This window comes from Alterinioella sp. B-7 (assembly GCF_056857775.1).
Genome location: NZ_JBSXNT010000032.1, coordinates 105,190 through 129,394, shown reverse-complemented (window position 1 = coordinate 129,394; position 24,205 = coordinate 105,190). Strand labels below are relative to the sequence as shown.

At 65.8% G+C, this 24,205-nt stretch carries 24 protein-coding genes; 10 read left to right on the top strand and 14 right to left on the bottom strand.

The annotated features are described in order from the left end of the window. Window positions 1-4: 4 nt before the first annotated feature. The 4 genes from AC13C7_RS10320 to AC13C7_RS10305 are packed head-to-tail and all read right to left on the bottom strand — an operon-like array spanning window position 5 to window position 3,336. Complete coding sequence (locus AC13C7_RS10320; RefSeq protein ID WP_482867413.1) at window positions 5-694, bottom strand: ABC transporter ATP-binding protein; 690 nt, start codon at window positions 692-694, stop codon at window positions 5-7. After that, window positions 691-1,440 carry an ABC transporter ATP-binding protein gene (locus AC13C7_RS10315; RefSeq protein WP_482867412.1) on the bottom strand — a complete coding sequence of 250 codons (750 nt, stop codon included), beginning with the start codon at window positions 1,438-1,440 and terminating at the stop codon, window positions 691-693. Before AC13C7_RS10315 ends, AC13C7_RS10320 begins: the two co-directional genes overlap by 4 nt. Continuing rightward, window positions 1,433-2,416: a branched-chain amino acid ABC transporter permease gene (locus AC13C7_RS10310; RefSeq protein ID WP_482867411.1), complete on the bottom strand. Its 984-nt coding sequence runs from the start codon at window positions 2,414-2,416 to the stop codon at window positions 1,433-1,435. Before AC13C7_RS10310 ends, AC13C7_RS10315 begins: the two co-directional genes overlap by 8 nt. Beyond that, window positions 2,416-3,336: a branched-chain amino acid ABC transporter permease gene (locus AC13C7_RS10305; protein ID WP_482867410.1), complete on the bottom strand. Its 921-nt coding sequence runs from the start codon at window positions 3,334-3,336 to the stop codon at window positions 2,416-2,418. Before AC13C7_RS10305 ends, AC13C7_RS10310 begins: the two co-directional genes overlap by 1 nt. Before the next feature lie 197 nt (window positions 3,337-3,533). On the opposite strand from AC13C7_RS10305, the gene AC13C7_RS10300 reads away from it, so the two are divergent. After that, window positions 3,534-4,379, top strand: a complete 846-nt coding sequence (locus AC13C7_RS10300; protein WP_172317017.1) for a DMT family transporter — start codon at window positions 3,534-3,536, stop codon at window positions 4,377-4,379. Here the strand turns inward: AC13C7_RS10300 and AC13C7_RS10295 are convergent. From AC13C7_RS10295 to AC13C7_RS10270, 6 genes are read right to left on the bottom strand one after another with little or no spacing between them, the layout of a single operon-like run. Then, on the bottom strand, window positions 4,367-5,038 hold the full coding sequence (locus tag AC13C7_RS10295; RefSeq protein ID WP_172317019.1) for a DUF1045 domain-containing protein: 672 nt from the start codon (window positions 5,036-5,038) through the stop codon (window positions 4,367-4,369). The genes AC13C7_RS10300 and AC13C7_RS10295 overlap by 13 nt on opposite strands. Window positions 5,039-5,087: 49 nt before the next feature. Next, the gene (locus tag AC13C7_RS10290) at window positions 5,088-5,816 is read right to left on the bottom strand and encodes an SDR family NAD(P)-dependent oxidoreductase (protein WP_482867409.1); all 729 of its coding nucleotides are present in this window, start codon (window positions 5,814-5,816) and stop codon (window positions 5,088-5,090) included. A gap of 1 nt (window position 5,817) precedes the next feature. After that, window positions 5,818-6,363, bottom strand: a complete 546-nt coding sequence (locus AC13C7_RS10285; RefSeq protein WP_482867408.1) for a DUF3833 domain-containing protein — start codon at window positions 6,361-6,363, stop codon at window positions 5,818-5,820. Beyond that, entirely contained in the window at window positions 6,363-7,526 is a 1,164-nt protein-coding gene (locus tag AC13C7_RS10280) for a class I SAM-dependent methyltransferase (protein ID WP_482867407.1), read from the bottom strand. The genes AC13C7_RS10285 and AC13C7_RS10280 overlap by 1 nt, the downstream gene beginning before the upstream one ends. Continuing rightward, on the bottom strand, window positions 7,514-8,272 hold the full coding sequence (locus AC13C7_RS10275; RefSeq protein WP_482867406.1) for a DUF1365 domain-containing protein: 759 nt from the start codon (window positions 8,270-8,272) through the stop codon (window positions 7,514-7,516). The genes AC13C7_RS10280 and AC13C7_RS10275 overlap by 13 nt, the downstream gene beginning before the upstream one ends. Then, the gene (locus tag AC13C7_RS10270) at window positions 8,269-9,558 is read right to left on the bottom strand and encodes an NAD(P)/FAD-dependent oxidoreductase (RefSeq protein WP_482867405.1); all 1,290 of its coding nucleotides are present in this window, start codon (window positions 9,556-9,558) and stop codon (window positions 8,269-8,271) included. The genes AC13C7_RS10275 and AC13C7_RS10270 overlap by 4 nt, the downstream gene beginning before the upstream one ends. A gap of 101 nt (window positions 9,559-9,659) precedes the next feature. On the opposite strand from AC13C7_RS10270, the gene AC13C7_RS10265 reads away from it, so the two are divergent. The 4 genes from AC13C7_RS10265 (at window position 9,660) to AC13C7_RS10250 (ending at window position 13,652) form a co-directional block, all read left to right on the top strand. After that, window positions 9,660-10,307 (top strand): sigma-70 family RNA polymerase sigma factor, encoded by a 648-nt coding sequence (locus AC13C7_RS10265; RefSeq protein ID WP_482867404.1) that lies wholly within the window; start codon window positions 9,660-9,662, stop codon window positions 10,305-10,307. Then, window positions 10,304-10,942, top strand: coding sequence for a ChrR family anti-sigma-E factor (locus AC13C7_RS10260; protein ID WP_482867403.1), 639 nt, complete (start codon window positions 10,304-10,306; stop codon window positions 10,940-10,942). The genes AC13C7_RS10265 and AC13C7_RS10260 overlap by 4 nt, the downstream gene beginning before the upstream one ends. A 71-nt stretch (window positions 10,943-11,013) precedes the next feature. Next, on the top strand, window positions 11,014-11,550 hold the full coding sequence (locus AC13C7_RS10255; protein WP_482867402.1) for an RNA polymerase sigma factor: 537 nt from the start codon (window positions 11,014-11,016) through the stop codon (window positions 11,548-11,550). Between the two features lie 200 nt (window positions 11,551-11,750). Then, a complete protein-coding gene (locus AC13C7_RS10250; protein ID WP_482867401.1) occupies window positions 11,751-13,652 on the top strand; it encodes a vWA domain-containing protein in 1,902 nt (633 codons plus the stop codon). 179 nt (window positions 13,653-13,831) lie between these two features. On the opposite strand, the gene AC13C7_RS10245 is transcribed toward AC13C7_RS10250, so the two are convergent. The 4 genes from AC13C7_RS10245 to AC13C7_RS10230 form a co-directional block, all read right to left on the bottom strand. Continuing rightward, window positions 13,832-15,133, bottom strand: coding sequence for an NAD(P)/FAD-dependent oxidoreductase (locus AC13C7_RS10245; protein WP_482867400.1), 1,302 nt, complete (start codon window positions 15,131-15,133; stop codon window positions 13,832-13,834). 7 nt (window positions 15,134-15,140) lie between these two features. Further along, window positions 15,141-16,535, bottom strand: coding sequence for an aspartate aminotransferase family protein (locus AC13C7_RS10240; RefSeq protein WP_446121693.1), 1,395 nt, complete (start codon window positions 16,533-16,535; stop codon window positions 15,141-15,143). Window positions 16,536-16,553: 18 nt separating this feature from the next. Further along, the gene (locus AC13C7_RS10235; protein ID WP_446121695.1) at window positions 16,554-17,942 is read right to left on the bottom strand and encodes a glutamine synthetase family protein; all 1,389 of its coding nucleotides are present in this window, start codon (window positions 17,940-17,942) and stop codon (window positions 16,554-16,556) included. 97 nt (window positions 17,943-18,039) lie between these two features. Beyond that, window positions 18,040-18,696, bottom strand: a complete 657-nt coding sequence (locus tag AC13C7_RS10230; protein WP_482867399.1) for a GntR family transcriptional regulator — start codon at window positions 18,694-18,696, stop codon at window positions 18,040-18,042. 144 nt (window positions 18,697-18,840) lie between these two features. On the opposite strand from AC13C7_RS10230, the gene AC13C7_RS10225 reads away from it, so the two are divergent. From AC13C7_RS10225 to AC13C7_RS10205, 5 genes are all read left to right on the top strand, one after another. Beyond that, the gene (locus AC13C7_RS10225) at window positions 18,841-19,926 is read left to right on the top strand and encodes a polyamine ABC transporter substrate-binding protein (protein WP_172317044.1); all 1,086 of its coding nucleotides are present in this window, start codon (window positions 18,841-18,843) and stop codon (window positions 19,924-19,926) included. Window positions 19,927-20,006: 80 nt separating this feature from the next. Further along, window positions 20,007-21,146 (top strand): ABC transporter ATP-binding protein, encoded by a 1,140-nt coding sequence (locus AC13C7_RS10220; protein ID WP_482867398.1) that lies wholly within the window; start codon window positions 20,007-20,009, stop codon window positions 21,144-21,146. Between the two features lie 10 nt (window positions 21,147-21,156). After that, the gene (locus AC13C7_RS10215) at window positions 21,157-22,053 is read left to right on the top strand and encodes an ABC transporter permease subunit (protein WP_172317048.1); all 897 of its coding nucleotides are present in this window, start codon (window positions 21,157-21,159) and stop codon (window positions 22,051-22,053) included. Then, window positions 22,050-22,868 (top strand): ABC transporter permease, encoded by an 819-nt coding sequence (locus tag AC13C7_RS10210; protein ID WP_172317050.1) that lies wholly within the window; start codon window positions 22,050-22,052, stop codon window positions 22,866-22,868. The genes AC13C7_RS10215 and AC13C7_RS10210 overlap by 4 nt, the downstream gene beginning before the upstream one ends. Then, window positions 22,865-24,202: a glutamine synthetase family protein gene (locus tag AC13C7_RS10205; RefSeq protein WP_482867397.1), complete on the top strand. Its 1,338-nt coding sequence runs from the start codon at window positions 22,865-22,867 to the stop codon at window positions 24,200-24,202. The genes AC13C7_RS10210 and AC13C7_RS10205 overlap by 4 nt, the downstream gene beginning before the upstream one ends. The last annotated feature ends 3 nt before the right edge of the window (window positions 24,203-24,205 follow it).

The following is a 24,205-nucleotide window of genomic DNA, read 5'->3' as shown; positions in this document are numbered from 1 at the left end:
TGCGTCAGACCCCCAGGTAGCGGTCGGTGATCTCGGGGGTCAGGGCGGTGAAACCGTCGCTCCAGACGGTCGCGCCTTTCTCGATGATCACACCGCGATCGGCGATGCGGGCAAGCTCGGCCAGGGATTTGTCGACCACAAGGATCGCCAGCCCGCTGTCACGTTTCAGCCGCGCGATGGCCTCCCAGATTTCCTGCCGCACCAGCGGGGCCAGCCCTTCCGTCGCTTCGTCGAGGATCAGGAGGCGCGGGTTGGTCATCAGGGCGCGACCGATGGCCAGCATCTGCTGTTCCCCGCCCGATAGCGAGGCCGCGATCTGCCCCTCGCGCTCGGCGAGGCGCGGGAATAGCGCTGTGACGGTGGCGAAATCCCAGGTGCCGGGGCGGGCGGCGGCGATCAGGTTTTCCCGCACCGTCAGGGGGCCGAAACAGCGCCGCCCCTCGGGCACCAGCCCCAGACCCATCCGCGCGGCACGGTAGGACGGCACGTTGGCCATGTCGCGGCCATCGAGCCGTAACTGGCCCCCGTGATAGGGCAAGAGTCGGCAGATCACATTGATCGTGGTCGATTTGCCCATCCCGTTGCGCCCCATCAGCGCCAGAACCTCGCCGGGATCGAGCGCAAGGCTTATATCGAAGAGAGCCTGCGAGGGGCCGTAAGAGGCGGCGATGTGATCGAGTTCCAGAAGGCTCACGGGCTGGCCTCCTCGCCCAGATAGGCGCGGCGGACATCCGCGTTCTGGCGGATCTCGGCCGGCGTTCCGGTGGCGATGATGCGGCCATAGACCAGCACGCTGATCCGGTCGGCGAGGCGAAATACCGCGTCCATATCGTGTTCGACCAGCAGGATCGGCGCTTCAACCCGCAGCGCGTCCAGAAGCCCGGTCATGGCGGCGGTCCCCTCCAGCCCGAGCCCGGCCATCGGCTCATCCATCAGGAAGGCGCGCGGGGCGAGCGTCAGCGCAATGGCGACCTCCAACTGGCGGCGCTGGCCGTGGCTGAGGTCGGCGGTGCGGGTGCGGGCGTGACCCTGTAGCCCGACGCGGGCGAGGGCGGCTTGCGCCACCTGCCGCAAGCCAGCGTCCCGCATCACCGGGCGGAACAGGCGAAACGCGTGTCCCCCGAGCGCCCCGAGGGTGGCGTTTTGCAGCACGCTCATCTCCATCGCCAGGGCCGAGATCTGGAAGGTGCGACCAAGCCCCGCCCGTGCGCGCGCCGCCATGTCGAGGCCGGTCAGGTCGCGCCCCGCCAGGTGGACGGTGCCCGCATCGGGCGTCAGCGCGCCGGATATGGCCGCGATCAGCGTCGATTTTCCCGCGCCGTTGGGGCCGATCAGGGCGTGGATTTCTCCGCGCCGCAGGTCCAGGCTGACATCCTCGTTCGCTGTGAGCGCGCCGAAGGATTTGCGGATACCCCGGACCTGCAGGACAGGCTCAGTCATGTGCCACCTCCCGCCCCGCGATCAGGCCAATGAGGCCGCCGCGCGCGAAAAGCACCATGCCAAGCAGGATCGCGCCAAGATAGATGTGCCAGTAATCCGACACGCCATCCAGCCAATGCTCCATCGCGATGAAGATCGCGGCACCAAGCACGGGGCCGAAGAGCCGCCCGACACCGCCCAGGATGACGAAAACCATGATCTCGCCCGAGGTCTGCCAGCTGAACATCGTCGGGCTGACGAAACGGTTGAGATCGGCAAAAAGCGCGCCCGCAAGGCCGGTGATCGCGCCCGACAGGGTGAAGGCGAGCAAGTGCAGGCTGCGCGGGCGGATGCCGACAGAAGTCACGCGCATCGGATTTTGGCGCGCGGCGGCAAGCGCCAGACCAAAGGCGGAATGCTGGATGCGGCTGACCAGCCAGAGGGCACCGGCCAGCAGTACGAAACAGAGCGCGTAGAACTGGATCGGGTCCAGCGTGTTGAGGCCGGGAAAGCCGTTGCGCAGGTAGATCGACATGCCGTCCTCGCCGCCATAGGCGGGCCAGGAGATCATGAAGAAATAGAACATTTGCCCGAAGGCCAGCGTGATCATGATGAAATAGACGCCCGAGGTGCGGAGGGACAGCGCGCCGATGACCAGGGCGGCGAGGGCGGACGTGATCAGGGCCACCAGCCAGATCGCCGGCATCGACTTGGTGCCCTCGATCAGGAAAGGCGCCTCCGTCAGCGGGGTATAGGTCTGCGCGTGAAAGGCCAGCACCCCCATCGCGTAGCCCCCGATCCCGAAGAACGCGGCATGGCCGAGGCTGACGAGCCCTCCCAGGCCAAGCGCCAGGTTGAGGCCGACACCGGCCAGCGCCAGGATCGCGGCGCGGGTGGTCAGCGTGATGATGAAGGGCTCATCCGCCATCCAGGCCCATAGCGGCAGGGCGAGGAACCCGGCCAGGATGGCCGCGTTCAGGAGCGTCTCGCGCCGCATCAGGTGGCCCTGCCGAAAAGGCCGGAGGGACGGAAGACCAGGATCCCCGCCATCAGGATGTAGATCGCCATCGAGGCCAGCGATGCGCCGACCGTCGTGGCCGATGAGGCGTCCATCACGAGGCCGAAGACCTGCGGCAGCAGCACGCGGCCAAGCGTGTCGGTCAGCCCCACCAGCAGCGCCCCGATGAAGGCCCCCTTGATCGAGCCGATACCGCCGATGACGATGACCACGAAGGCCAGGATCAGCACCGGCTCGCCCATGCCGACCTCGACCGATTGAATGGCTCCGATCAGCGCGCCCGCCAGCCCCGCCAGCGCGGCCCCGAGCGCGAAGACGGCGGTGTAGAGCTTGGAAATATCGACGCCGAGCGCCGCGATCATCTCGCGGTCGACTTCGCCCGCGCGGATCTGGATGCCGATCCGGGTGCGCGCGATGAACCAGAACAGGCCGCCCGCGATGGCCAGCCCCATGGCGATGATGAAAAGCCGGTAGCGCGGGTAGTCGATGCCGCCGGGCAATGTGATCGGGCCCGACAGTAACGCGGGCGTGTCGATATAGAGCGGGAAGGAGCCGAAGAGGAACCGGGTTCCTTCCGAGAAGATCAGGATCAGCGCGAAGGTGGCCAGCACCTGGTCGAGATGGTCGCGCGCATAGAGCCTGCGGATCACCAGCACCTCCATCAGCACGCCCGCCACGGCGGAGGCCGCCAGCGCCGCGATCAGCGCCAGCGTATAGGAGCCGGTCGTCGCCGCCACGCCCGCCGCCGCGAAGGCCCCCACCATGAAGAGCGAGCCATGCGCGAGGTTGATCACCCCCATGACGCCGAAGATCAGCGTCAGGCCGGCGGCCATCAGGAACAGGGCCACGCCCATCTGCAACCCGTTCAGGCATTGTTCGATCAGGAGGAGGAGGGTCATGTCGGGCTGCGCGCGTCTGGTCTCATGCGGCGGGACATTGCGGGTTCAACCGGGCAAGATCAACGCTTTACCACCGCTTCGGCACAGGAAATTGCATGTTGACGGGTGTCATGCCGCTGGTTCCCGCGCGAAAGCTCGGATAGGTGTGAACGGGTTGATTTCAGGGCAGGACGGGTTTTCATGGCGGGGATTGCAGCATGACGGGCGCGGTTTTCCTGATGGTCCTTGCCGCCGCCGTGCTGCACGCGGTCTGGAACGCGCTGGTCAAGGGCGGCGCGGACAAGGCGGCGGCGATGACAGCGGTGGTGATCGGGCAGGGCCTGTCGGGTCTTGTCCTGTTGCCCTTCGTGCCGGTCCCCGACATGGCCTCTCTGCCCTATCTCATCGGCGGCGTGGGCCTGCATTTCGGCTACCAGGCGTTCCTGATCGCGGCCTACCGGATCGGCGATCTCAGCCAGGTCTACCCGATCGCGCGCGGCTCCTCGCCGCTGATTGTGACCGCCGTGTCGATCCTGTTCCTTGGCGTGCAGCTTGCGCCGCAGCAACTGGCGGGGATCGTGCTGATCGCGCTTGGCATCGGGTCAATCTCGCTCGTGCGCCGGGCCGATGGCGTGTTCCAGGGCAAGGCGGCGCTCTTGGCGCTGACCACGGGTGGCTTCATCGCCTCCTATTCCATCGTCGATGGCTTGGGCGCGCGGGTGGCGGGCACGGCGCTTGGATTCTATGCGTGGCATTCGCTGGCCAATGCGGCGGTTTTCGCGGGCGTCATGGGTCTGGCGCGGCCCCGGCTTCTGCCCGCCGCGATCCGGCTGCCGCGCTCGATCTTCCTGGGCGGCGGCGCATCCTTCATCGCCTATGCGCTGGTCATGTATGCCTTCACCCAGGCCCCCATCGCCCTGGTCACCGCGCTGCGCGAGACCAGCATCATCTTCGCGCTTTTCATCGGGGTCGGCGTGTTCCGCGAACCGCTCAACCTGGCCAAGGTCGCGGCCACGATGATGACATTGGGCGGCGCGGCGTTGCTCAGACTCTACCGGGGCTGACCCGTCAGGGGAACGCGGCGCAGGAGGTGGAAGAACCCCTCCGCGTCTTCCCCCATCAGCGCCAGATCGGCGATCCGCTCCGGCCGGTCCAGCACATCCGCGAAGTGATCGGCGAGGTTCTGGCAGAGGGTCTCGACCTGCCCCTGCGGCACTGGGCCGGTCAGGGTCATGTGAAACCGGAACTGGTCCAGCACGAAAGGATAGCCCCAGCGGGCAAGATGGTCCTCCTGCCGCGGTGACAGGCGCGATTTTCGGCGGCGGGCGAGCTCATCCCTCCTCGGCGGCGCGCGGAACTGGTCCAGATCCATCACCACCTGCGCGGCCAGCCTTTGCATGGCGGGGCAGGGGGCCGAGGGGGTCAGGGCAAGGAACCGGCCAAGGGCGGTGACGGTCAGGGCGGGCAGGTCTATCGGGGCGGTCCCGGCGGCGATGCGGGCGAGGGTGTCGCGCAGATCGGCCTCTCGGCTTCCCTCGGCCAGCCGGAAGGGCGGTTTCAGCGTGGCGTGAAAGCCGTATTTCCTGGGCCGGTCCACAAGCCGCGGCTCAGGGGGCGGCAATGCCACGCCCGCGACACTGTCCCACCCAAGCCACTCCGCCGCGCGGTCATAGAGCGCGCCGGTGGGGACGAAGAAAACAGCGTAGCGGCGAAATCCGGGCATGGCGGCGGTGATGGCAGATGCGGGGCCGTTTGCCAACACGCCGCCCGTCTCAGCCCCGGTCCATGATCTTGCGGAACCAGCTGATCGGCAGCCGCGCCCCGAGGCGGAAGAACCAGGCCATCGGGCCGGGGAACGAGGTGGCGAAGCGGCGTGACGTCATCGCCTTCACGACCTGCGCCGCGGCCTCGTCGGGGTCCATGATCATCGGCATGTTGAACTCGTTCTTGTCGGTCAGCCGGGTGCGGATGAAGCCCGGATTGGCCTGCTGCACGCGGATATTCGTGCCCTTGAGGTCCATGTAGAGGTTCTCGGCCAGGTGCATCAGCGCCGCCTTGCTGGCCCCGTATCCGACCGCGCCAGGCAAGCCCCGCCAGCCCGAGATCGAGCCGATCACCACGATATGCCCCCGGTTGCGGTCGATCATCCCCGGCAGGGCATAGCCGATCACCCGCTGCGCGCCCTTGTAGTTCACATCCGTCATCAGGAGGCTCGCGGGCACGTCCCAGTCGGTCGCGGGCATCGGCTCATAGGCGCCCGCCGAATAGATCAGCCCGTCGATATCGCCCGCTGCCTCGACCGCCTCTCGCACCGCGTCGTCATCGGTCACGTCGAGCGGCAGCACGCGGGCATTTGATACCTCCCCGGCCAAGTCGCGCAGCCGGTCCTCGCTGCGCGCGCTCAGGATCAGGCGGCAGCCTTCTGCGTCCAACGCCTTCGCCAAGGCGCGGCCCAGGCCCTCGCTCGCTCCGATCAGCCAGTATGTCCTGTCTCTCAACATCCTATGCGGGTCTCATCGTTGCGATCAGCTGTGCGACGGGCAGGCCGAATTTGCGCATGACGGATCGGTTCACCAGCGTGCCATTGTCCAGCAGATACATCCAATCGGTGACGGAAAGGACATGCCCGCCCGCGTCCGCCGGCAGGCGCAGCCGGTAGGTCATGCGCAAGGTCGCGCCCGATTGCTGGCCCTGCGCCGTGCCGATGATATCGTCGGCGGTCGCGGTGAACGCCCCATCGTTGCCCGCCTTCAGGTGCCATTCGCGGTCCTGCGTCTTGCCACTGGAGTAGCGGAACGCCTCGGACAGCGTGCCGCTTGCGCCGTCCCATGTCCCCTCCATCCGCGCGGTGAAGCGCGAGGAGACGCGACCGAACGGCCCGTAGATCACCCCGTCACAGACCATCGGGCCACAGAGGTGGCGGCGGATGTCGATCGCGGGTGTGGTGTCGGCGTAGTGATAGTGCCGCTGCGTGTGGAAGCCCGCGCGCGCGTGATAGATGATCGCGATCACGATCAGCAGGATCAGGAAAAGCAGCAGAAGCTCCATCACGCCTCCTCCGCATGGGACAGCGCCACCTGCATCACGTCGGTCTGCCCGGTCGTGAAGGCCGCCGCGCAGGAGCCGAGGTAGAACCGCCAACTGCGCAGAAACTCCTCGCCCATGCCGAGACGCTTGATGCGCGTCTCCTCCGCGTTCATGCGTTCGTGCCAGATGCGGCAGGTGCGGGCATAATCCTGCCCGAAGAAGAAGGGATCCTCCGCCACCAGCCCCGCCCTCGCGGCCTCGCGCCGGAAGATGCCGGGCGCCAGCAGCATGCCGCCCGGAAAGATGTGCTGACGGATATAGTCGCTGCCGCTGCGATAGGTCGGGAAATAGTCGTCAGGCACGGTGATGACCTGCAAGACGGCGCGACCGCCCTCTGCCAGCCGGTCTTTCAGCGTGGCGAAATAGGTCGGCCAGTAGCGTTCGCCGACCGCCTCGATCATCTCGATGGAGACGATATTGTCGAAGCGCCCCCGCGCCTCGCGGTAATCTTGCAACCGGATCTCGGCACGCCCGTCCAGCCGCGCATCGGCGTATCCCTTCTGGCTTGGCGAAAGGGTGAGGCCGGTGACATGCTGGCCCCGCTCCGCCGCCTGTTCGGCAAAGCCGCCCCATCCGCAGCCGACCTCCAATATGCTCTCACCGGGCGCAAGCTTGTCCAGGATGCGCGCGTTCTTGCGGGTCTGCGCGCCCTCAAGGTCAGCCCCCGCATCGAACAGCGCCGAGGAATAGGTCATGCCGGGGTCGAGCCAGAGGGAATAGAACTCGTTGCCGACATCGTAATGGGCGCGGATGTTGCGCGGTGAGCCCTTGCGCGAATTGGCCCGGAAGAGGGAGTTGAGCAGCCGGTAGCCAAGCCGCGCCCAGAGGCCGAGATAGGCGAAGCGCTCCAATTCCCGCAGGTTGAGCAGCGACACTTCGCACAGATCAGCGATGGAGGGTGTGTCCCAGAGCCCCGCGACATAGGTTTCCCCCAACCCGATATCGCCCTTGGCGGCGCAGGCGGTGACGACGGACCAGTCATGCAGCTGCAGCTCGGCCTCCGGGCTGCCTTGGCCGAAATCATGGATCTCGCCTTCGGGCGTAATCAGGCGCAGCCGGCCCCTGGTGATGGCCGCGCAACTGTCCAGGAAATCGCGTTTGATGCGGGTTGTCAGGAAGAGCATCGGCTCACCTCTTGCTTGGGTGGTTCAGGACGGGGGCGATAGGCGGCCCCTTTGAGTTTCAGGCGCAACGCGTGCCAGTGGATCAGCATCCATGTGCGGGCGGCCCCGAAAGGACGGGCGATGGACATGCGCAGGATGGCGGCGTTGGTCAGGGGCTCACGCGGGCCGGTAAGGGTGGCGATGACGCCCTCCTCGCCGTCCTCATGCGCGATGCGGATGGCGATGCGATCAGGCTCGATGCGGAAGCAGAACCTATAGCGGCCCGCGACATCCTGGAAGGGCGAGACATGCAGGAGTTTCCCTGCGCTGATCTCATCCTCGGGCGTGATCGGCGCGAAGCCGGGCAAGTGGCAGAGATAGCTGTGCCGGTCGCCGAAGGTGTTGGTGACCTCGGCGATCACCGCGACCAGATCACCCCCGCGCATCGCCAGCCAAAAACTGACCGGGTTGAAGACGCGGCCAAGGATGGCGGGTTGGGTGAGCAGCAGGATCTGCGCATCCTCAAGCCCCGCAGCCCCGAACACCTCGACCGCCCAAGCGCGCCCGCGCCCCTTTTTCGGCATGCCGCCATGGTGGCGGTCATGCACGGCAGAGAGGCCGGGCCTGTTGCGGCGAAAGAGGGTCGGGCCGGTCCTGGCCTCCGGGTCGATCAGCACGTAATCCACCGCATGGGTGAAGGCGTGGCGGATGCTGCCTCGGCGTGCGTGGGTCGTTTCGGCCCGGATATGCTGCGGTTGAAACCTCACGCGGCGATCCGTTCGCGGCTGTCCAGCGTGCGGGCGATGCGCATGGCGCTGGCAAAGCCGTCCTCATGGAAGCCGTGGCGCGTATAGGCCCCGGCAAACCAGGTGTTGTTCTGCCCCGCGATCTTGCGCAGCGTGGCCTGTGCGGCAATGGCGGCATGGTCGAAGACCGGGTGGCGGAACGTGGTCTGGTCATAGACCTTGGCCGGGTCGATGGCGCGGGCGGGGTTCAGCGTCACGAAGAGAGGATCACCCTCGGGGATGTTCTGCAACCGGTTCATCCAGTAGGTCACGCCGATCTGCGTCTCGGGCGCGCGCGTGTCGGCCTGGTAGACCCAGGAGGACCAGACCGCGCGCCGTTTCGGCATCTGGTCCGCGTCGCGGTGCAGCCAGACCTGGTTGTCCTGGAACCGGATCGCGGACAGCGCGGCCTCTTCCTCGAGGCTCGGCCGGTCCAGAAGGCGCAGCGCCTGGTCGGCGTGGCAGGCGAAGACGACCTGGTCGAACACCTCGGGTGCGGCGCGCCCTGTGGCGACGGAACTGAGGCCGCCCACGCGCGAGACCGACATCACCGGGCAGCCCTTGCGGATCGCGACGCCCTGGCCCTTCAGGTGGCGCTCCAGCCGGGTGACATATTCGACGCTGCCGCCCTGAACCGTCCACCATTGATGCTGCCCGGTCGCGGAGAGAAGCGCGTGATTGCGGAAGAACTGCACCATGGCGCTGGCGGGAAATGAGAGGATCTGATCGGTGGGCGTGGACCAGATCGCACCGCAAAGCGGCGTCAGGTAATAGCGGCGGAACCAGTCGCCGAGGTCGAGCCCCTGCAAAAGGTCGCCGATGGTGGCCTGATCGTCCTTGGCAAATTCCTCGGCCCGGGCGTTGAAGCGCAGGATGTCGCGCAGCATCCGCAGATAGGCGGGGCGCGCAAGGTTGCGTTTCTGGGCCAGCATCGCCCCGATGGTCCGCAGCCCGTATTCGATGCGGCCATCGTCGATGGTGGCCCCAAAGCTCATGTCGCTTTTCGTAACCGGCACGTCGAGGTCCTGGAACATCCGCGTCAGATGCGGGTAATTGGCGTAGTTGAAGACGATGAACCCGGTATCGACGGGCTGATCGCCCCGCAGCCCCGCCATGACGGTGCGGGCGTGACCGCCAAGGCGCGGCGCGGCCTCGAACAGCGTCACCGAATGGCGCGGCGACAGGGCGTAGGCGGCGGCAAGGCCCGAGATACCGCTACCGATAATGGCGATCCGTTGGGCGCTTGGCGGGGGGATGTCGAGGGACATGGGCGGCGGGCTTTCATAACGATCAACTGTTCCCATTACGTGCCGGACAAAAAGGCAGATCAAAAAATGATCCGGAAATTGCGCCCGCGCGTAGATGGATTATGGTGATCACGATTGACCCTCCTGCCGCACAGATCGCGCCCTGCCTGCCTGCGGCGGGGGCGCTGGTGCGAGATGAAAGGCCGACCGTGGCACCGAAGACAGACCTGTCGGAACAGACGCAGCAGATGCTGGCGGTCCGCGACCGGCGCGACAAGCGGGCCTTTGCCGCATTGTTCGATTACTACGCGCCGCGCCTCAAGGGGTTCGTGATGCGCGGCGGCATGGACGCCGCGCAGGCCGAGGAGGTCGTGCAGGAGGTGATGCTGACCCTTTGGCGCAAGGCCGATCAGTTTGATCCGGAACGCGCGCAGGTCTCGGGCTGGATCTACCAGATCACCCGGAACCGGCAGATCGACACGGTTCGCCGCACCGCCCGGCCGATGCCGGAGGAATTGCGCGAGCCCGAGGGGCATGACCCCGATCCGGGCCAGATGCTGGCGCTGGAACAGGAAACCGAGGAGCTTCGGGGCGCGCTGGCCCGCCTCAAGCCGGACCAGAGAGAGATGATCGAGCGCGCCTATCTGGGCGAGTTGACCCACCAGGAGATCAACACCCAGACCGGCGTGCCGCTTGGGACCATAAAATCGCGCATCCGCCTGGGGTTGGAGCGGCTGCGCCACGAATTGAAAGAATTGCGAGAGCCATGAGCGATATCGCCCACCACATCCCCGAGCCGATCCTGGCCGCCTATGCCGCGGGCTCGCTGCCGCGCGTCTTCGAGGTGGTCGTCGCCACCCATATCTCGATGTGCGACAGCTGCCGCGGCGCGCTGGCCGCGCATGAGGCGCTTGGCGGCACCGTGCTGGAGGGGCTGGCCGAGGCCCCGGTGTCGGACACCCTTCTTGCGGGCGTCATGGACCGGCTGGACCACGCCCAACCCGATGCCGCCCCGGCCCCGAAACGCGAGGGGATCTATCCCGGCCCGGTCATGGCGGCACTGAAATCGCGCCCGCCGCGCTGGAAAAGCCTCGGCTTCGGCGTCAAGCAGGCGATCCTTGAGGCCGGAGACGAGGGCAGCCTGCGCCTTCTGCACATCCCGCCAGGCCGCGCGGTGCCCGATCACGGCCATAACGGGCTGGAACTGACGCTTGTGCTGCAGGGCAGTTTCTCGGATGAAACCGGCGCGTTCGGCGTCGGCGATCTGGAAGTGGCCGATGGCGATCTGGAACACACGCCGACGGCGGCCGAGGAGGCCCCCTGCATCTGTCTGGCCGCCACCGACGCGCCACTGCGGTTCCAGAGCCTTGTGCCGCGCCTATTGCAGCCGCTCTTCAAGATCTGACCTCTCGAAAATAATTCGCCTATCCCCCCAAGGAACTCGGCGCGGGATGCGTCTTGGTCTACAAGATGCGCATGACAGTGAGTGATCAGGACCTGGCCCTTGCGGCGGCCTCGGGCGACGGGCACGCCTTCGAGGCGTTGCTGGCGCGTCACTACGATCGCCTCTTTGCCCTGTGTTTCCGCTTTACCGGCCACCGCACTGATGCCGAGGACCTGTGCCAGGACATCTGCGCCGTGCTGCCCGCGCGGCTGGAAAGCTACCGGGGACAGGCCAAGGTGACGACATGGCTCTACCGTGTGGCCCATAACGCGGCCATCGACCGGCGCCGCCGCGCATCCAGCTATGCCCGCGCGCTGGACGGCTGGGGCGATTGGGAAACCGGCCGACTGGCCGCAATGGCCGAGGATCAGGCGAATGTCGCCTGGCTCCATACCGCGATGGGGCAGCTTTCCGAGACCCTGCGCGACACGCTGGCGCTGGTGCTGGATGATCTGACGCAAGCGGAAGTGGGCGAGATCTTGGGCGTGTCCGAGGGCACGATAGCCTGGCGCGTCTCCGAGGCGAAGAAGAGGCTGCGCGAGATACGAGAGAAGGAGGAGGCGACATGACCTCCCGTCACGACGACATGGATTTAGACGCGCTGAGGGACGCGATGCAGGCCGCCACCCCGGCCCCCGACGCCGCGCGCCGCGCTGAGAATTTGCGCCTTGCGCAGGAAAATTTCGAAACCGCCCAAGGATCGCGGACCGCGCCGCGTCAAACCTCCATTCAAGCCCCGAAGCGGGGCCTTGCAGATGGAGTATTTCAGATGATGACGACCCGATTGATTGCGGGCCTGACCGCCACCACGGCAATTGTCGCCGTGGGGGTGTTGGGTTTTACCCCGCTTGGCACGGATTTGATGAACAGCCGCGTCAGCGAGCCAGAGATCGAGGAGCGCGTGCCGGAGGGGCCGCTGGATACCGCCGAGGCCCCCGACGCAGAGGCCACCGACGACGAGACCGGAACCGAGCTCGCCGCCGACGCAATCGCCGAAGAGCGCGGCGAGGTGGCCCCCGAGCCCGCCCCGGTGATCGCCGATGGCATTGCCGCCGACATGGCTGAAACCGAGGCTCCGCCCCCCGCCTTGCCGTCGCCCGCGCTGCCCATGCCGGGCCAGGCTGGCAACAGCACCGTTGGCGGGTTGCTCAGCGCCTCGCCGCAATTGCGCGGCGGCAATAGCGGCGCGATCATCCAGCAGGGCTATGGCAATTCGACCGCCATCATCGCGCCCTCCGAGCCCTACATCGCGCCAGACCCAAACCGCGAGGAGTTTGCCAATGACGACGACAACCCCCTGCGCGTGACGGCGGAGGATCCGGTCTCGACCTTCTCGATCGACGTCGATACGGCCTCCTATGCGATCATCCGCTCCTCCCTGCAACGCGGGCAGATGCCCGACCCCGACGCCGTGCGCATCGAGGAGATGATCAATTATTTCCCCTATGATTTCGCCGCCCCCACCGAAGACGACATAAGCCCCTTCCGTCCCACCGTGACCGTGTTTGAAACCCCCTGGAACCCCGACACGCGGCTCTTGCATATCGGGTTGCTGGGCGAAATGCCCCTCATTGAGGAGCGCCCGGCCCTCAACCTGGTGTTCCTGATCGACACGTCAGGCTCGATGAACGACCCGTCGAAACTGCCCCTTCTGGTGCAAAGTTTCCGCCTGATGCTGGATCACCTGAACCCTGAGGACCAGGTGGCCATCGTGGAATATGCAGGCTCCGCCGGGGTCGCGCTGGAACCGACGCCCGCATCTGACCGCGACGCGATCACGCGCGCCCTGAACGGCCTCGGCGCGGGTGGCTCGACCAACGGGCAGGGCGGGCTGGAACAGGCTTACGCGCTGGCCGGTGACATGACCGAGGAGGGCGAGGTTTCCCGCGTGATCTTGGCCACGGATGGCGATTTCAACGTCGGTATTTCCGACCCCGATGCGCTGACCGACTATATCGCCGCGCAGCGCGAGACCGGCATCTACCTGTCTGTTCTCGGCTTCGGACGCGGCAACCTGCAAGACGACACCATGCAGGCGCTGGCCCAGAACGGCAACGGCACGGCGGCCTTCATCGACACGCTGAACGAGGCGCAGCGGGTGCTGGTCGATCAGCTCTCGGGCGCGCTCTATCCCATTGCCGATGACGTCAAGATCCAGGTGGAGTTCAACCCCGCGGTGATCGCGGAATACCGCCTGATCGGCTATGAAACGCGGGCGCTGGCGCGCGAGGATTTCAACAATGACGCCGTGGATGCGGGCGAACTTGGCGCCGGCCATTCCGTCACCGCGATCTATGAGGTCACGCCCGTGGGCAGCCCCGCCCGCCTGACCGACCCGCTGCGCTACGCGGCCTCCGACGCGGGCGACGTGCCCGCGGAGGTCTCGGAGGAACTGGGCTTCATCCGGCTGCGCTGGAAGGAGCCCGGCGAAGACGAGAGCCAGTTGATTGATTTCCCGATCACGGACACCGACACCTCTGGCACCGAGGCCAATTTCGCCGCCGCCATCGCAGGCTTCGGCCAGCTCCTGCGCGGCTCGGACTTCCTGGGCGATTGGGACTACGCCGATGCCATCGCGCTGGCCAATGCGAACCGGGGCGAGGATGAATTCGGCTACCGTTTCGAGGCGGTGCAGCTGATGCGCCTGGCCGAAAGCCTGTCCGAAAACTGACCTGCCGGATGGGCAGGGCGGTCTATCGTGCAGTCATCCTTCAACCGTCCTGCCCGATCCCCGGAGAGACTGTCCCCTCTCCGGGGGTCATTTTCACGCCCCTTCTTTGTTCCGAAAATATCCCGGGGTCCGGGGCAGAGCCCCGGCGGGTCGGATTGCGCAGCAATTCGACCCCGATCTCAGAACCGGTCCCTCAGCGAAAACCACACCATCCCCAACACCAGGAGCGGCCAGCGCAGGGCCGACCCGCCCGGAAAGCGCGGGCTTGGGACCGAGGCCATAACGTCAAACCGCTCCGCCTGTCCCGCGATGGTTTCCGCCGCGATCTGGCCCGCCAGCGTCGCCATCGCCACGCCATGGCCGGAATAGCCCGAAAGGCTGAGGATATTGCCCGCGACCCGCGCGAAATGCGGCATCCGGTTCATGGTGATCCCCAGCGTGCCGCCCCAGGCATGGCTGATCTTCACGCCCGCAAGCTGCGGGAACACCTCCTCCATCGGCCTGCGCACCGCACCTGCGATGTCACGCGGGAACCGGTAGCGGTAGCTTTCCGTGCCCCCGAACAGAAGCCGGTGATCGTCGGAGAAGCGGAAGTAATTCACCACGAACTTGCTGTCGGCAACGGCGCGGTTGCCGCGGATGATCTCCTCTTGCCGGTCCGCGCCAAGGGGCTGGGTCGCGACGACGTAATTGTTGATCGGCATGACGCGCGCGGCGACCTGTGGGTCCAACCCGCCCAGGTATCCGTTGCAGGCCAGCACGACATGGTTCGCGCGCACCCGTGCGCTGTCGGTCCGCACCACCGCCGGGCTGCCCTTGTCGAGTTTCACGACCCGCGCGCCCTCGAAGATCCGCGCGCCCGCCCCCCTGGCCAGCCGCGCCAGCCCGAGCGTCAGTTCCAGCGGGTCGATATGGCCCGCGCCCATGTCGAGGGTGCCGCCGTGATAGCAAGGCGAGGCGACGAGGCCCTGCAACTCCTCCCGGTCAAGGAACCGGATATCCTCGTAGCCATACACGTCACGCAGCTTCCTCGCGTAATCGCGATACTCCGGCACGTAACGGGCCCGATGCGCGGCGTGGATCACGCCGGGATGGAAGGTCGCGTGCACCTCGTCGCGCGCCGCCACCTCGCGGACCAGCTCCACCGACCGGGTGGCGATCGTCCAGAGCGCGCGGGCGTGGTCCTTGCCTACCATCGCCTCCAACGCGTCCTGCTCCAGCCGCTGGCCCTGTCCGACCTGGCCGCCGTTGCGCCCCGAGGCGCCAAAGCCGACGCGGCTCGCCTCCAGCAGCACCACGTCAAACCCGCGCTCCGCCAGGTGCCAGGCCGCCGACAACCCGGTGAAGCCGCCGCCGATGACGCAGACATCGCAGGTCAGATCGCCCTCTGGCGCGGCGAACAGGGGCAGGGGGGTGGCGGCATGGGCGTAGAAGGAAGGGGGGTACTCCCCCATCCTGTCATTGACGGTCAGCAGGTCCATGCGCGCCTCAGGCGGCCTTCAGCAGGCCATCCGCCTTCAGCGCCGCGTGGGTTTCGTCCAGCGACCTGGTGGCCCGCGCGATCAGCGTGTCGATATCGCCATGTGTCAGGATAAGCGGCGGCGAGATGATCATCCGGTCGCCGACATGGCGCATCACCAGGCCATTGGCGAAACAGCGGTCGCGGCAGATAAGGCCCGCCGTGCCTTTCCCGGCGGCGAACCCTGCGCGGCTGTCCTTGTCCGGCGTCATCTGGATCGAACCCATCATGCCGACGATCTTCGCCTCGCCGATAAGCGGATGATCGACCATCGCCAGCCATTTCTCGCGCAGGTAGGGGGCGGCGACGTCGCGGACGTGATCCAGGATCTTCTCCTCCTCCAGGATGCGCAGGTTCTCCAGCGCCACGGCGGCGGCGACGGGATGGCCGGAATAGGTATAGCCGTGGTTGAATTCCTCGCTGGAAATCACTTGCGCCACCTCGTCGCTGAGGATCGAGCCGCCGATCGGCGCGTAGCCCGACGAAAGCCCCTTGGCGATGGTCATGATGTCGGGGCGGATGCCGAATGTCTGGCTGCCGAACCAGTTGCCGGTGCGGCCAAAACCGGTGATGACCTCATCGGCAATCAGCAGGATCTCGTATTTGTCGCAGATGCGCTGGATCTCGGGCCAGTAGGTCTGGGGCGGGACAATGACGCCGCCCGCGCCCTGGATGGGTTCGGCGATGAAGGCCGCAACGCGATCTTCGCCCATCTCCAGGATGGCCTCCTCCAACTCCTGCGCGCGCTTCAGGCCGAAGGCGTCCGGGTCCATGTCGCCGCCCTCGGCCCACCAGTTGGGCTGTCCGATATGGTGGATATCGGGGATCGGAATACCGCCCTGCGCGTGCATCGCAGGCATGCCGCCAAGCGAGGCCGAGCCGACCGAGGAGCCGTGATAGCCGTTCTTGCGGCTGATGATGACCTTCTTGGTGGGCTTGCCCTTGATGTCCCAATAGGTCCGCACCAGGCGGATATTGGTGTCATTGGCCTCGGAGCCACCGGCGGCAAAGAAGGTGTGGTTGAGGTCGCCCGGTGCCAGCTCCGACAGTTTCTGGGCCAGCGCGATGGCGGGCACATGGGTGGTCTGGAAGAAAGCGTTGTAATAGGGCAGCTCGCGCATCTGGCGCGCCGCGACCTCGGCCAGTTCCTCGCGGCCATAGCCGACATTCACGCACCAGAGCCCGGCCATGGCGTCAAGCATCTCGTTGCCGTCGCTATCGGTCAGGGTGACGCCGCGCGCCCGCGTGATGACACGGCTGCCCTTCTTGGCAAGGGCCGCGTTGTGGGTGAAGGGGTGGACGTGGTGGGCGGCGTCCAGCGCCTGCAATTCCGCGGTCGGCAGGTGGTTGGTGATCATGTTCATGGCGGCGGTCCTCTCGGCTCAGACGTTCAAAAGCAGGTGTTGGCGTTCCCAGGGCGAGATCTCGCGCTGGTATTCCTCGTTCTCGGCGCGCTTGATGTCGCCGTAGAGCTGGCAGAACTCCTCGCCCAGCACCGCGCGGATCTCGGGCGCCTCGTCGAACAGGTCCAGCGCCTCGCTCAGGCTGGAGGGCAGGGGATCCTCGGTCTCCCAGATCTCGACCTCGACGGCGTCGCGGGGGCGGGTCTTGGAGACCATCCCCAGGTATCCCGCCGCAAGCGAGGCGGCGATGGCGAGGTAGGGGTTGCAATCCATCCCGATCACCCGGTTCTCCACCCGGCGCGATTCCGGCTTGGAGTGCGGAATGCGCAGGCCGGTGGTGCGGTTGTCGCGGGCCCATTCCAGGTTCGAGGGCGCGCTTTGCCCGTCCACCGTGATCCGGCGGTAGGAATTCACGTAAGGCGCCAGAAGCGGCACCAGCTGCATCAGGTAGGTCTGGCTGCCGCCGATGAAATAGCGGAACGCCTTGGTCGGGCTGCCGTCGCGGTTCGAGAAGATGTTGCGCCCGGTGGCGGTCTCGATCACGCTTTGATGCACATGCATGGCGCTGCCGGGTTCGTCGCGGATCGGTTTCGCCATGAAGGTGGCGAAGATGCCGTTCTTCAGCGCCGCCTCGCGGATCGTGCGCTTGAAATAGAACACCTGATCGGCCAGGCGCAGCGGGTCGCCATGCAGCAGGTTGATCTCGATCTGGCCCGCGCCGCCTTCCTGGATGACGGTGTCGATGCGGAAGCCCTGATCCTCGGCATAGTCGTAGATCGTGTCGATCACCGGCCCGTATTCATCGACGGCGGCCATGGAATAGACCTGCCGGCTGGCGCCCCTGCGGCCCGTGCGGCCAAGCGGCGGCTCGATGGGTTCGTTCGGGTCGGTGTTGGGCTTGGTCAGGTAGAATTCAAGCTCCGGCGCGATGACGGGCTGCCAGCCTTCCGCCTTGTAGAGGTCCAGCACCCGGCGCAGCACGTTGCGCGGCGCGATGGCCAGCGGGCTGCCGTCGCGGTTGGCCAGGTCGCAGATGATCTGCGCGGTGGCATCATCGGCCCAGGGAACGGCGGTGGCGGTCGACATGTCCGGCGTCAGCACCACGTCCTTTTCCAGCCACTGGTTCTCGATCTCCATGTCGACATATTCGCCCGAGATGGTCTGATAGAAGAGCGAGATCGGCAGGTAGAAGGTCTCGTCGGGGCGGAACTTGTAGGACGGCATCGCCTTGCCGCGCGAGGTGCCCGCGAGGTCGGGGATGATGCACTCGACCTCCTCCAGGCGGCGCCCGTCGAGATAGTCGGTGAAGGCTTCTGGCAGCGTGTCGAGCCAATCCGCGTCGGACTTCGCTTTGCGGGGCGTTCTCATCGTGAACCTGCATGGGTCTGGGGTGGGTGGAGCCGGCAAGCCGGTTGGGCGTAGAATATGATCAAATCCTGGGGGCTGTCAATCGGGGGCGTCTCGGTCATGCCTCCAGCCCGAGCGACTGGCGCATCAGGTCGAGGCCCTGCTGGATGTCCTCCTCGATCGCGCGGGCGGCGGCGACGGGTTCGCCCTTGCGCAGGGCGCGCAGCGTCTCGGAATGCTTGTCGGGCAGGTTGGAGGTGCCGAAGCGCCCGCAGACAACGCGCAGAGACGGCCCCACCCGCAGCCAGAGCGACCGCGCGATCTGGCGCAGGATGGGCGTGTCGGCAAAGTCGTAGAGGCGGAAATGGAAGCGGTAATTGTGCTCCAGGTAACCCTCGACATCACCCTTGGCAATCGCCGCCGTCACCGCGTCATCCAGCGCCGCAAGCTCCGAAATATCGGCCTCTGACATGCGCGATGCGGCCAGTTCCGTCATCTTCGGCTCCAGCGTCAGGCGGGCGAAATAGATCTCGTCCACCCGTTCCGGCGAGGCGTGGGGCACGCAGATGCGCCGGTTGCCGAGCGTCTCCAGCGCGCCTTCTGCGGTCAGCCGCCGGATCGCCTCGCGCACGGGCGTCACGCCCGCGCCGACCGCGTCCTTGAGCCCCAGGATCGTCACCGCCTGGCCCGGCTGAACCTCGCCGAACAGGATCATGTTGCGGATCTTCTTATAGATCGCTTCGTGTTCCGGCAGCTTGGGATCGGGTGCGTTCACGTCAGCGGCCTTCCCTGTTAATCTCGTCCTGACAAAACCTGTTCAGGTCGGGGAATCACCACGACCTTCGACAAAAACCTTGCGTCGAATCGAAGTTTTGATCAAATAAAAAGAAATGCACATCCACATGGGGAGACATCAGGGATGACAATCAAGATTGCAACGCTGGCGGCGACGGGCTCGCTGATCGCCTTTGCCGCGGCGGCTGAGGAAGTGCGGGTCTACAACTGGTCCGACTATATCGACGAGGCCCTGCTGGACCAGTTCGAGGCCGAGACCGGCTATGACCTGGTCTATGACGTGTTCGACAGCAACGAGCTGCTGGAGACGCGGATGCTGGCGGGCGGCTCGGGCTATGACGTGGTGGTGCCGTCGGGCACCTTCCTGCAACGCCAGATCAGCGCCGGTGCCTTCCAGCCGCTGGATTATTCGCTGCTGCCCAATGCGGAGAACCTCTGGGACGTGATCCAGGAACGCACCGCGCAATACGACCCCGGCAACACCTTTGCGATCAACTACATGTGGGGCACCACCGGGCTTGGCGTGAACGTGGGCCGGGTGCGCGAGATCCTGGGCGAGGATGCGCCGATCGCCTCGCTCGACCTGATCTTCAACCCCGAAAACATGGAACAGCTGGCCGAATGCGGCGTGCATTTCCTGGATGCCCCGACCGAGATGATCCCGGCCGCGCTGACCTATCTGGGCCTTGACCCCGACAGCCACGACCCCGACGTGATCGAACAGGTCGAACCGGTGCTGAGCGCGGTGCGCCCCTATGTGCAGAACTTCCACAATTCGGAATATATCAACGCGCTGGCCAATGGCGACATCTGCGTCGCCTTCGGCTGGTCGGGCGATATCCTGCAGGCCCGCGACCGGGCCATCGAGGCCGATAACGGCGTCGAGATCGTCTATAACGCCCCCAATGAGGGCGCGCTGATGTGGTTCGACATGATGGCGATCCCGGTCGACGCGCCGAACCCCGAAGGGGCGCATGCCTTCCTCAACTTCATCATGGATGCCGAGAACATGGCGGCGGCGTCGAACTATGTCTACTACGCCAACGGCAACCTCGCGAGCCAGGAATTCCTGGTCGAGGATGTGATCGGCGACCCGGCGATCTATCCCGATGAGGCGACGCTGGAGAACCTCTACACCACCACGCCCTACGACCCGCGCGTGCAGCGGTTCGTGACGCGCCTGTGGACCCGGATCAAGTCGGGCACCTGAGGCACCTTGCCGATCCCGCCCTGTCCGGACACAAGTTCCGGGCAGGGCTTTCTTCATTCCGCCGCTAGGAAGGATCTGCCATGCAAGCGCAAGCGCGGCCCGCCGAATTCGCCCCCTGGAACGATCCGAACGAAACCCCGCTGATCCGCTTCGACGGCGTCACCAAGCGCTTCGGAAATTTCACCGCGATCGACGACATCGACCTGGCAATCCACCGCAAGGAGTTCTTCGCGCTGCTCGGCCCTTCGGGCTGCGGCAAGACCACCTTGATGCGGATGCTGGCGGGGTTCGAGGCCCCGACCGAGGGCCAGATCACCATCGGCGGCAAGGACATGGCGGGCATCCCGCCCAACAAGCGCGAAGTGAACATGATGTTCCAGTCCTACGCGCTGTTCCCGCATCTGACGATCTGGGACAATATCGCCTTCGGCCTGAAACGATCCGACATGACCAGGGACCAGATCGCCGCGCGCGTCGATGAAATGCTGCGCCTGACGCGGCTGGAGAGATTCTCCAAGCGCAAGCCGCATCAGATCTCGGGCGGGCAGCGGCAGCGGGTGGCGCTGGCACGCAGCCTGGCCAAGGCCCCGAAACTGCTGCTGCTGGACGAACCGCTCGGCGCGCTGGACAAGAAGCTGCGCCAGGACACCCAGTTCGAGCTGATGGATATCCAGGAGAAGACCGAGACCACATTCGTCATCGTGACCCATGACCAGGAAGAGGCGATGACCGTCGCCAGCCGCGTCGCCGTCATGGATAATGGCAAGATCATCCAGGTCGATACGCCGCCGCGCATCTATGAAAGCCCCAATTCCGTCTATGTCGCGGATTTCATCGGTGATGTGAACCTGATCACGGGCACCGCACAGATGGGGCAGGGCGGCGCGGCCCGTCTGACCTGGGCGGAAGGCCAGCCCGAGATCATCGGCACGGCGGGCGAGGGGCTCAGCGCCTCCGCACCTGCCACTTTCGCGATCCGGCCCGAGAAGGTGAACATCTCGGAAAGCCGCCCCGAGGGCGTCAACAACGTCGTGCGGGGCAAGATCCACGACATCGCCTATCTGGGCAATATCTCGACCTATCATGTCGAATTGCCGGACGGGCAGATCATCAAGGCGCAGACCGCGAACAACCGCCGCCTGTCGCAGCGCATGTACACCTGGGAGGATGAGGTCTACCTGTCCTGGACCGACACCGCCGGCCTTGTGCTGGCAGGGTAGGGGGATACGCATGAACCTTGGCCGCCGCACCCTGATCGGGATACCCTATCTCTGGCTCCTGCTGCTGTTCCTGGTGCCGTTCGGGATCATCCTGAAGATCTCGCTCTCCGACATCGCGCTGGCGATCCCGCCCTATACGCCGACGCTGGACCTCTCCGAGGGCTGGCAGGGCATCCGCAGCTTCTTCGCCGCGCTCGATTTCGAGAATTATATCTTCCTGACCGAGGATGACCTTTACTGGCGGGCCTATCTCTCCAGCCTCAAGATCGCCTTTATCTCGACCCTGCTGGCGCTGGCCGTGGGGTTTCCCATCGCCTATGGCATGGCCAATGCCGCCTCGGAATGGCGGCCCACGCTGATGATGCTGGTGATTCTGCCCTTCTGGACCAGCTTCCTGATCCGCGTCTACGCCTGGATCGGCATCCTGTCGAACGAGGGGTTCCTGAACCAGTTCCTGCTCTGGACCGGTATCATCAGCGAGCCGCTCCAGATCATGAACACGCCAACGGCGGTCTATATCGGCATCGTCTATACCTATCTGCCTTTCATGATCTTGCCGATCTACGCCACGCTGGAGCGGATGGATGAAAGCCTGCTGGAGGCGGCGGAAGACCTTGGCTGCAGCCGGTCCTCGGCCTTCTGGCTGATCACCGTGCCGCTGTCGAAATCGGGCGTCATCGCGGGCTGTTTCCTGGTCTTCATTCCGGCCCTCGGGGAGTTCGTGATCCCCTCGCTTCTGGGCGGCTCGGGCACGCTGATGATCGGCAAGGTCTTGTGGGAGGAGTTTTTCAACAACCGCGACTGGCCGGTGGCAAGCGCCGTGGCGATCATCCTGCTTCTGATCCTCGTGATCCCCATCATCCTGTTCCAGAAGAACCAGGAAAAGGAACAGGAGGTGGACGCATGAGACGCTTTACCTGGTTCAACGCCACGTCGCTGTCGCTTGGCTTTGCCTTCCTCTACATCCCGATGATCATCCTCATCGTCTACAGCTTCAACTCGTCCCGGCTGGTGACGGTCTGGGCCGGGTTCTCGACCCGCTGGTATGGCGAACTGATCCAGAACGAGGCGTTTCTGGACGCGGCCTGGGTGACGCTTCGGGTGGCCTTCGTCTCCTCCTGCATCGCCACGGTGCTTGGCACGATGGCGGCCTATGTCCTCGTGCGTGGCGGGCGCTTCATGGGGCGGACGCTGTTTTCCGGCATGATCTACGCGCCGCTGGTCATGCCCGAGGTGATCACCGGTCTCTCCTTGCTCCTTCTCTTCATCTCCATCGGGCTGGACCGCGGCGTCTTCACCATCATCCTGGCGCATACGACCTTTTCGATGTGCTATGTCTCGGTCGTGGTCTCCTCGCGCCTCGTCAGCTTCGACCGTTCGGTCGAGGAGGCGGCGCTGGACCTTGGCTGCACACCCTTCGATGCGTTCAAATCCGTCACCCTGCCGATCATCGCGCCCGCCGTCATCTCGGGCTGGCTCCTGGCTTTTACCCTGTCGCTGGACGATCTGGTCATCGCCTCCTTCACCGCAGGCCCCTCGGCCACGACGTTGCCGATCAAGATCTTCTCATCCGTGCGCCTCGGCGTCTCGCCGGAGATCAACGCGCTCTCCACCATCCTGATCTCGCTTGTCACCATCGGCGTCGTCACGGCGTCGCTGGTCAGCAAACGCAGGATCGTGCAGGCCCGGCGCGATGAACAGATGGCGGAGCAGACGGCATGAAGGAAGAATACGAAGCCTATTGCGCCGCGCATGGGCGGCCCGAGCGTATCGAACTGATGCTGTCCGACATCAACGCGGTGCTGCGCGGCAAATGGCTGCCTGGCGATGCGCTTGGTAAGCTCACCTCGGGCGCGGTGCGCCTGCCCTATTCGACCTATGCGCCTGCGATCATGGGCAATGAGGTCGAGGCGACGGGCCTCGGCATAGTCGTCGGCGACCCTGATGGCGCGCTGGTGCCGGTCAAGGGATCGTTGCGGCCCGTGCCATGGATGCCGGGAACTGTCGCGCAGATGCAGGTCGAGATGCTGACGCCGGAAGGGCAGGCCAGCCCGATCTCGCCGCGCGGTATCCTTGAACGCATGGTGGACCGGTTCACCGCGCATGGCTGGCACCCCGTGGTGGCGACGGAGCTTGAGTTTTTCCTCCTGCGTCCGCGCAGCAAGGCCTATGACGCGCCGAAACCGCCCGTGCGCACCCCCGCCGCGCAGAATTACGACCTTGAGGTTGTCGCGCGGCAGGAGGCGATCCTGACCGAGATCCTGCGCGCCTGCGACGTGCAGGGCTTGGAGACCGACACGCTGATCGCCGAATACGGGCCCGGCCAGTTCGAGGTCAATTTCCACCATACCGGCGACGTGCTGGCCGCCGCCGACACCGCGCTTCTGTTCCGCCGCCTGGTGCGCGGCGTGGTGGCGAAACACGGGATGGAGGCCACCTTCATGGCCAAGCCCTATGCGGATGCGCCGGGCAACGGGATGCACGTCCATGCCTCGGTGCTGGACGATACGGGCGAGAACATCTTCAACCATCAGGCCGGTCCCGCGCCCTCCGCGACGCTGAAGAACGCGGTGGCGGGGGTGCTGGCCACGATGGAGGAATTGCAGGCCATCTTCGCGCCGCACATGAATTCCTATCGTCGCTTCCAACCGATGAGCTTTGCGCCCTCGACCCCCGATTGGGGCCTCGACAACCGCGCCGCGGGCGTGCGCCTGCCCGAGGTCACAGGCCCCGGCGCGCGGCTGGAACATCGCATCAGCGGGGCCGATGTGAACCCCTACCTGGTGCTGACCGCGATCCTGGGCGGCATGATGCACGGGCTGGAAACCGCGCCCGACCTGCCCTTGCCGATCGACGATCCGGCCTCCGAACCGGCACAACGGCTTGGCCATGACTGGTTCGACGCGGTGGAACGCTTCGCGGCTTCGGACCGCGCGGCGGAAATGTTCGGGACCGAGTTCCGCGATGTCTATGCCGCCGTCAAGCATGACGAGGTGCAGACCCTGACCGGCATGATCACGCCGGTCGAATACCAGTATTATCTCAGCCGCCTGTAGCCG

What these genes read in the sequence shown, in the direction of transcription:
- AC13C7_RS10315 (WP_482867412.1), bottom strand. Translation starts at nt 1,440, where the DNA reads ATGACTGAGCCTGTCCTGCAGGTCCGGGGTATCCGCAAATCCTTCGGC.
- AC13C7_RS10310 (WP_482867411.1), bottom strand. Translation starts at nt 2,416, where the DNA reads ATGCGGCGCGAGACGCTCCTGAACGCGGCCATCCTGGCCGGGTTCCTC.
- AC13C7_RS10305 (WP_482867410.1), bottom strand. Translation starts at nt 3,336, where the DNA reads ATGACCCTCCTCCTCCTGATCGAACAATGCCTGAACGGGTTGCAGATG.
- AC13C7_RS10300 (WP_172317017.1), top strand. Translation starts at nt 3,534, where the DNA reads ATGACGGGCGCGGTTTTCCTGATGGTCCTTGCCGCCGCCGTGCTGCAC.
- AC13C7_RS10295 (WP_172317019.1), bottom strand. Translation starts at nt 5,038, where the DNA reads ATGCCCGGATTTCGCCGCTACGCTGTTTTCTTCGTCCCCACCGGCGCG.
- AC13C7_RS10290 (WP_482867409.1), bottom strand. Translation starts at nt 5,816, where the DNA reads ATGTTGAGAGACAGGACATACTGGCTGATCGGAGCGAGCGAGGGCCTG.
- AC13C7_RS10285 (WP_482867408.1), bottom strand. Translation starts at nt 6,363, where the DNA reads ATGGAGCTTCTGCTGCTTTTCCTGATCCTGCTGATCGTGATCGCGATC.
- AC13C7_RS10280 (WP_482867407.1), bottom strand. Translation starts at nt 7,526, where the DNA reads ATGCTCTTCCTGACAACCCGCATCAAACGCGATTTCCTGGACAGTTGC.
- AC13C7_RS10270 (WP_482867405.1), bottom strand. Translation starts at nt 9,558, where the DNA reads ATGTCCCTCGACATCCCCCCGCCAAGCGCCCAACGGATCGCCATTATC.
- AC13C7_RS10265 (WP_482867404.1), top strand. Translation starts at nt 9,660, where the DNA reads ATGGTGATCACGATTGACCCTCCTGCCGCACAGATCGCGCCCTGCCTG.
- AC13C7_RS10260 (WP_482867403.1), top strand. Translation starts at nt 10,304, where the DNA reads ATGAGCGATATCGCCCACCACATCCCCGAGCCGATCCTGGCCGCCTAT.
- AC13C7_RS10255 (WP_482867402.1), top strand. Translation starts at nt 11,014, where the DNA reads ATGACAGTGAGTGATCAGGACCTGGCCCTTGCGGCGGCCTCGGGCGAC.
- AC13C7_RS10250 (WP_482867401.1), top strand. Translation starts at nt 11,751, where the DNA reads ATGATGACGACCCGATTGATTGCGGGCCTGACCGCCACCACGGCAATT.
- AC13C7_RS10245 (WP_482867400.1), bottom strand. Translation starts at nt 15,133, where the DNA reads ATGGACCTGCTGACCGTCAATGACAGGATGGGGGAGTACCCCCCTTCC.
- AC13C7_RS10240 (WP_446121693.1), bottom strand. Translation starts at nt 16,535, where the DNA reads ATGAACATGATCACCAACCACCTGCCGACCGCGGAATTGCAGGCGCTG.
- AC13C7_RS10235 (WP_446121695.1), bottom strand. Translation starts at nt 17,942, where the DNA reads ATGAGAACGCCCCGCAAAGCGAAGTCCGACGCGGATTGGCTCGACACG.
- AC13C7_RS10225 (WP_172317044.1), top strand. Translation starts at nt 18,841, where the DNA reads ATGACAATCAAGATTGCAACGCTGGCGGCGACGGGCTCGCTGATCGCC.
- AC13C7_RS10220 (WP_482867398.1), top strand. Translation starts at nt 20,007, where the DNA reads ATGCAAGCGCAAGCGCGGCCCGCCGAATTCGCCCCCTGGAACGATCCG.
- AC13C7_RS10215 (WP_172317048.1), top strand. Translation starts at nt 21,157, where the DNA reads ATGAACCTTGGCCGCCGCACCCTGATCGGGATACCCTATCTCTGGCTC.
- AC13C7_RS10210 (WP_172317050.1), top strand. Translation starts at nt 22,050, where the DNA reads ATGAGACGCTTTACCTGGTTCAACGCCACGTCGCTGTCGCTTGGCTTT.
- AC13C7_RS10205 (WP_482867397.1), top strand. Translation starts at nt 22,865, where the DNA reads ATGAAGGAAGAATACGAAGCCTATTGCGCCGCGCATGGGCGGCCCGAG.